Source organism: Streptomyces sp. SID3343 (genome assembly GCF_009865215.1).
In the GTDB taxonomy this organism is placed as follows: Bacteria; Actinomycetota; Actinomycetes; order Streptomycetales; family Streptomycetaceae; genus Embleya.
Map to the genome: position 1 here is coordinate 1 of NZ_WWJX01000779.1, position 5,599 is coordinate 5,599.

Annotated in this window: 6 protein-coding genes; 3 read left to right on the forward strand and 3 right to left on the reverse strand. The window is 69.5% G+C overall.

Annotation, left to right across the window (positions count from 1 at the left end; all coding sequences use genetic code 11):
• The first annotated feature begins 62 nt into the window (after nucleotides 1-62).
• The gene (locus tag GT354_RS24290; protein WP_161358503.1) at nucleotides 63-419 is read left to right on the forward strand and encodes a hypothetical protein; all 357 of its coding nucleotides are present in this window, start codon (nucleotides 63-65) and stop codon (nucleotides 417-419) included.
• 358 nt (nucleotides 420-777) lie between these two features.
• Here the strand turns inward: GT354_RS24290 and GT354_RS24295 are convergent, their stop codons facing one another.
• From GT354_RS24295 to GT354_RS24305, 3 genes are all read right to left on the reverse strand, one after another.
• Nucleotides 778-1,233: a hypothetical protein gene (locus tag GT354_RS24295; RefSeq protein ID WP_161358504.1), complete on the reverse strand. Its 456-nt coding sequence runs from the start codon at nucleotides 1,231-1,233 to the stop codon at nucleotides 778-780.
• Nucleotides 1,234-1,537: 304 nt separating this feature from the next.
• Nucleotides 1,538-1,843 carry a hypothetical protein gene (locus tag GT354_RS24300; protein WP_161358505.1) on the reverse strand — a complete coding sequence of 102 codons (306 nt, stop codon included), beginning with the start codon at nucleotides 1,841-1,843 and terminating at the stop codon, nucleotides 1,538-1,540.
• Between the two features lie 343 nt (nucleotides 1,844-2,186).
• Complete coding sequence (locus GT354_RS24305) at nucleotides 2,187-2,762, reverse strand: GNAT family N-acetyltransferase (RefSeq protein WP_161358506.1); 576 nt, start codon at nucleotides 2,760-2,762, stop codon at nucleotides 2,187-2,189.
• A 198-nt stretch (nucleotides 2,763-2,960) separates the two neighbouring features.
• Between GT354_RS24305 and GT354_RS24310 the strand changes: the two genes are divergently transcribed.
• Both GT354_RS24310 and GT354_RS24315 read left to right on the forward strand, forming a co-directional pair.
• The gene (locus GT354_RS24310; RefSeq protein WP_202512236.1) at nucleotides 2,961-5,096 is read left to right on the forward strand and encodes a bifunctional glycosyltransferase 87/phosphatase PAP2 family protein; all 2,136 of its coding nucleotides are present in this window, start codon (nucleotides 2,961-2,963) and stop codon (nucleotides 5,094-5,096) included.
• Nucleotides 5,097-5,222: 126 nt separating this feature from the next.
• The coding region (locus GT354_RS24315) for an ATP-binding protein (protein WP_161358507.1) at nucleotides 5,223-5,599 on the forward strand (377 nt) is incomplete at its 3' end.

Sequence of the window (5,599 nt, forward strand, 5' to 3'; positions counted from 1 at the left end):
CTGATCGGCGACCTCCAGGCGCAGGTGGCCCGCCACCCCGCGCCGACCCTTCGAGGAGAGCGATGACCATGCCCGACGGCACCTGGCTGGACTATGAAGTGATGGGCGGCTCGCTCGGCGGCCAGTCGATCGTGGCCCGCTACCGAACCCGCACCGGCGGAATCGAGTTCGACACCCTCCGCATCCCGGACGGCACCCTGCCCGCGCTGATCCGGGCGATCCTGGACCGCACGGACCAGAACCTGGTCACCGACATCCTCGACGCGGAGCAGACCAGACACGCCGACCGCCGCAGTCGGCGCATGGCCGCGATGGGCATCAGCCTCCCGCCCGACCACCCGCTCGCCGCACCGATCGCGCGCCTCGACGAACGCGGCGAGCCGGGTGAGCCCGCCCGACCCACCCCGCCGCAGGCGTGACGGCGCGGCCACGGAGCCGGTCTCTATCCGCGAGATCGCCGGTCGCGAGCACTCGGGCGAGTGGTGCAGGAACTCGCCGTTGTTGCGCCTTGCACGGAAGTCGTGCGGTCAGGGCTCCCGCCCGGTTACGTGAACGGTTGAACAGCCACCGGGGCTACAGCGGGTCGCCGGCCTGCCCACTTCCGGCGCAGGGGGCCTGGGATCCCTCTGCCGAGTGAGTGGCCACCTTGCCTTGACGGTCCGGGCCACATCGTGCGCCGCACGTCTTGCACTTGAGCGTTGGGGCCATGTCGCTGCCTTCCCTCGTGTGAGTGTGAGGCTGCGCTGTTCCTCGAAGCACCAGTGCCGGGCCCGGATACTAGACGGAGTCCGGGACGTCGAAATCGGAGCCGGGGCGTCCTCCGGACGGCCATGCCGTCAGGACGTTCACGTAGGTCTGCGCGCCGCTGTGCCATGAGATCCGCAGCCCGTACGACACGGCGCCGCGGGGATCGCGCGTCGAGTACCGCTGGACGTCGACCAACTCGGTGCTGCCGGTGTTGAGCACCAGAGCGGCGATCCGCGCCTCGAAGTCGTCGAGCCGCACGGAGCCCCCGTCGATCGACGGCCCGGGCTCGACGGGCGCAGGCGGCTCACCCTCGCGGACGACCTCGACCTGGTCGTACGCATCGCCCGGCGCGGACTTCGCCGCGAACTGGAGATTGATCCCTCCGCCGTTGCGCAACTCGATCACCAATCCGGACGCGCTGCGCTCGAACCCCACCTCGTCGTACGTCTGGCACTTGTTGACCTCGGGGGCGATGAGGCCACGCATCCAGGGTTCGAATCGGACGGGGTACATACAGGAAATCCTCTCGTGGCGACCACGGGAGTCTACGTCCGGACACCGACGGATCGAGCCCGAACCGCTCGTCACGCTTCGCGAGAAAGCGATCTCCACAGCATCGCCGGCGGTGCGGGAGCGGACACGGCGACGTGAGTCGACGCGATGTCTCGCCAGGGCCGCGCACACCACCGGCGGCGGCCGCGTGGCCTGGTAAGGAGGCCACGGCCGTGGCAGGGCGCGCCGAAGCGATCACCTGGGCGGCGTCGCCGTCTCGCTTTGTTTCGACTCGCCCCTAATCGATGTCGGGGAGCAGGTCCGAGGGGATGTCCAGGCCCGACGGGATCAAGCCCGACGGGATCAGGTCGGAGGGCAGGCCCGGTTGTTTGGGGGCCTGGGTGCCGGGGGCCTTGGGGTCGCCGTCGTCGTCGTCGCCGCGGGTCAGCAGGATGACGCCGGTCACGACGGCCGCCAGGACCACGAGGGCGATCACGATCGTGATCAGCGGGTTGCCCCGTCGGCCACCGCGTTGCGGGGGCGGGGGCTGCTGTGGCTGTTGTGGGTAAGGCGGTTGCTGCTGTGGCGGTTCGTGATACGACACGGCTTCGACTCCCCCAAGCGACCTGTGCCTGCGACCTGTGCCTGCGACCTGTGCCTACGACGTGCGCCGGGGGTCGAATCATCCCCGAACACCCATGCTGTCACGAACCGGAAGCGAAGGACGCGGTCTGCCGAAGACCGGTCGAAGTGATCATCGAATCGGGGGAAGGCCCTCGCCGGCGGGCGTTTCGGAACGTCGAAAAGGTTTCGGCAGACGCGGCGACCCCAAGCGCCCGGGCCCGAGACCGCCGGCACCGCAGCCCTTCGGCACCGCCACCCGCGGCACCGCCAAACCCGGGCACCGCAGCTCTCGGCACCGCCACACCCCCCGGGTCCACTGCCCCTCAGATGTCCTTCGTCAGCAGTTCGAACTCCAGGTCGTCCCGCAGCGGGATGCCGAAGCGTTCGTCGCCGTAAGGGAACGGGGACAAAATCCCCGTCCGCAGGTAGCCGCGGCGTTCGTACCAGGCGATCAGTTCCTCGCGCTGGCGGATCACCGTCATGTGCATCGTCTTGCCGCCCCACGACTCGGCGGCGACCCGCTCCGCCTCGGCGAGCAGGACTCGGCCCAAGCCGCCGCCCTGGCGCCCCGGCCGGATCGCGAACATGCCGAAGTAGACGACGGAGTCCGCGCGGCGCTCCAACTGGCAGCAGCCGACCAACAAGCCGTCACGCTCCGCCACGCACATCACGCTGTCGGCGGCGTCGATCACCGCGCCCACCGCGTCGGCGTCGGTCCGGCCCCCGCCCAGCAGGTCGGCCTCGGTCGTCCAGCCCTGCCGACTGCCCTCACCGCGATAGGCGGACTCGATCAGCGTCACGAGGGCAGGGATGTCGGTGGTTTCGGCGATACGGAAGGAGACCGGTATGAGCTCCTCGGGGGACTGCTGCGCTCGCGACGACGCATCCTGCGGCACCATTGGTCTTCTCGCCCCTCGTCGGTTCGGCACGGTCGTCCGCGCCGTACCCGAGGGTAAAGCGCGGGCCTTGTACGGTGCCCACCGCTTTCGGTCACGGACACGCGATGACAAGGTGTCCGGAGTGTGAAAACCGGATGGCTACGCCACGTATCGCGAGTCGCCGGGCGACAAGACACAGGAAAACGGGAGAAGTCGCACATGGTGAGGGCAGGCGTTCGCCGGCTGCTGGACATACGAAGGACCAGGATCTCCCTGGTTCTGGTGGGTCTGTGGCTCCTTGCCGCATGCGTTGCCGTCCGGCAGGCCAACGAGGTACTCGACCAACCCCAGGACCGTCGCCTGCCCGACCTGGACGCGTGGCTCGGCCCCGAGGGCGTGCTGCACCTGCCCGGCTCCCTCTACGACACCGACGCCCGCGGCAATCCGTTCACCGGGACCCCGTTCGCCGGGTGGGTGCTCCGGCCGCTCACCAACGCCGCGGAGAACGGGCTCGGCGTCGTGTGGACCATCGCGACGCTGGTGATCGTCGCCGCGATCGGGGTGCTCGTCGCGCACGCGCTGCCCGTGCTGCGCACGCGCCGGGCCAGGCTGCTCGCAGCCCCGCTGATCATCAGTTTCCTCGTGCTGTCGCTGCCCGTCCGCGGCAATCTCTCGCTCGGTCAGATGAGCCTGTTGCCGGTGCTGCTGATGCTGCCCGCGACGCTTCGGGCCGCGCCCGGAAAGGCGGCTGCGATCGGCGCGGGTGTGGCCGCGGCGCTGCACCCGGCGATGCTGCTGTTCGCCGTGTACCTGTGGATGACCGGCAAGCGCCGGGTCGCGAGCACTGCGGCGGCCACCTTCGCGGTGTGTACCGCTCTCGCCTGGGCCGCGATGCCGCACGACTCGTTCACGTACTGGGTCCACCACGTCGCGGGCGCGGGTCTGGGCGGGGACGCCGACGCGTTGTCGAACCAGTCCCTGCACGGCGCCATGCTGCGTATCGGCCTGTCCGGGCCGCTGGAGATCGTGGCCGTGCTCGTGCTGTCGGCCGCCGTCCTGTGGTTCGGCCTGCCGCGCGCCGTCAAGTACGCGCGCGACGGCCAGGCGGTTCTCGGCGTCGCGCTCGCGGGCTGTGTGATGGTCGCCGTGGCGCCGGTGTCGTGGCAGCACCAGCAGTTGTGGATCCTGCTCGCCGCCGCCGGTCGACTCGGCAGCAAGCAGACCGACCGCATGGTGTGGCCGGTCGCGGTCTTCATGATCATGACGTTCGACAGCGAGACGCTGGTCCCGGGCAAGCTCTCGGCGTTCAATGTCGTCGCCGACAACGGTCCGCTGTTGCTCGCGATCGCGTCCGCGTGCGCGATCCCGTTCATCACCAAGGAATCCGCCAAGTGGGAGCCGCTGGCCGTCCCCCAGGCGGCCGCCGGCAAGGGGCGGCTGTCCTGGATCCCGGTGCTGCCGTTCGGCTGGCGTCCGCTGTCGCGGCCCAACCTGCTGCTCGAACTGCTGATGATCCGGGTCGGCTACCAGATCTACTCGTTCATCCGCGCGTCCGTGCCGGACCAGCGCGAGATCGCCGACCGACACGGCAGGCAGATCATCGACCTGGAGCGGTTCCTGCACGTCGACGTCGAGTACGGCCTGAACCACTTCGTGGCGAAGGTCGGATGGCTCGAAAGCAGCATGAACTTCTTCTATACGACGTTCCACTTCATCGTGCCGCTGGTGATCCTGGCGATCTTGTACATCCGCAAGCCCGCCGCCTATCGATCGGCCCGCACGGTACTGAGCGTGGCCACGGTGACCGGCCTGGTGGGCTTTTGGCTGTATCCGCTCACGCCGCCCCGCCTGATGGAGGGCTACAACTACATCGACACCGTGCACGGGGTGCAGGACTTCGACAATCCGACCTTCGGCGAGCTCACCAAGATCTCCAACCAGTACGCGGCGATGCCCTCGTTGCACGTCGGCTGGTCGTTGTGGTGCGGGTTGATGATCCTGGCCATCGCGCCGAAGGGCTGGCGCTGGCTCGGGCTGATCTACCCGCTGAGCACGACGATGGTCGTGATGGGCACCGCGAACCACTGGATCATGGACGCGGTGGGCGGCGCGGCGGTCGTCACGCTCGGTTTCGTCGTGCAGTACCTGCTGACCGGACGCTCGGCGTTCTCGGTGGAACCGACGGCCGCGGCGGCGAAGGCGGAGCTCGCGACGGCGGGCGCGAGCGCCACCGCTAACACGTCGGTGCCAACCCAGGGCCGGGACTCGGCGGTGGTCACCCGTTCGGCCGAGGCAAAAACCGCAGGCAGTGATAATCGCGATGATTCGGACAAACAGCCTGTCAGTCACAAATAGTGATGGCTTGCCCTGGCATTGCCAAGGCTTTGCCAATCCTGCCCGCACCTCGATCGAGGTTCGAGCGGTAGTCACTGTGGCCGGTGCCGGAGGGGCCCGGCCTCCAGTGACATCACGAGGAGCACCATGACGCACATCTCGCGCCGCGTAGCCCAAGCCGCGCTGCTGATCGCCGCCGGAGCCGCGCCGTTCCTTGGCGCCTCCGCGGCGCACGCGGCCGAACTGCCCACCGGGAACCTCGGCGGAGTGGCCCAGCCGGACCTCGGCAGCCTGACCGACAAGCTGCCCGCCGCCTCCGAGGAAGCGGGCAACACCGCCGCCGGGGCAGCGCAGAAGAGCGTCCCCGCTGTCTCCAAGACCGCAGGTCAGACGGCCGGCGTCACCGCGTCGAACCTGAACAGGTCGGTCGGCGAGGGCGCCGCGGTAGTGGCTCCCGCAGCCGGCGAGGCCGTCTCCGAGGCGGCCCCCGCGGCCGGTCAACTCGCGAGCGGCGGCCTCCCGGC

What these genes read in the sequence shown, in the direction of transcription:
- GT354_RS24290 (WP_161358503.1), top strand. Translation starts at nt 63, where the DNA reads ATGACCATGCCCGACGGCACCTGGCTGGACTATGAAGTGATGGGCGGC.
- GT354_RS24295 (WP_161358504.1), bottom strand. Translation starts at nt 1,233, where the DNA reads ATGCGTGGCCTCATCGCCCCCGAGGTCAACAAGTGCCAGACGTACGAC.
- GT354_RS24305 (WP_161358506.1), bottom strand. Translation starts at nt 2,762, where the DNA reads ATGGTGCCGCAGGATGCGTCGTCGCGAGCGCAGCAGTCCCCCGAGGAG.
- GT354_RS24310 (WP_202512236.1), top strand. Translation starts at nt 2,961, where the DNA reads ATGGTGAGGGCAGGCGTTCGCCGGCTGCTGGACATACGAAGGACCAGG.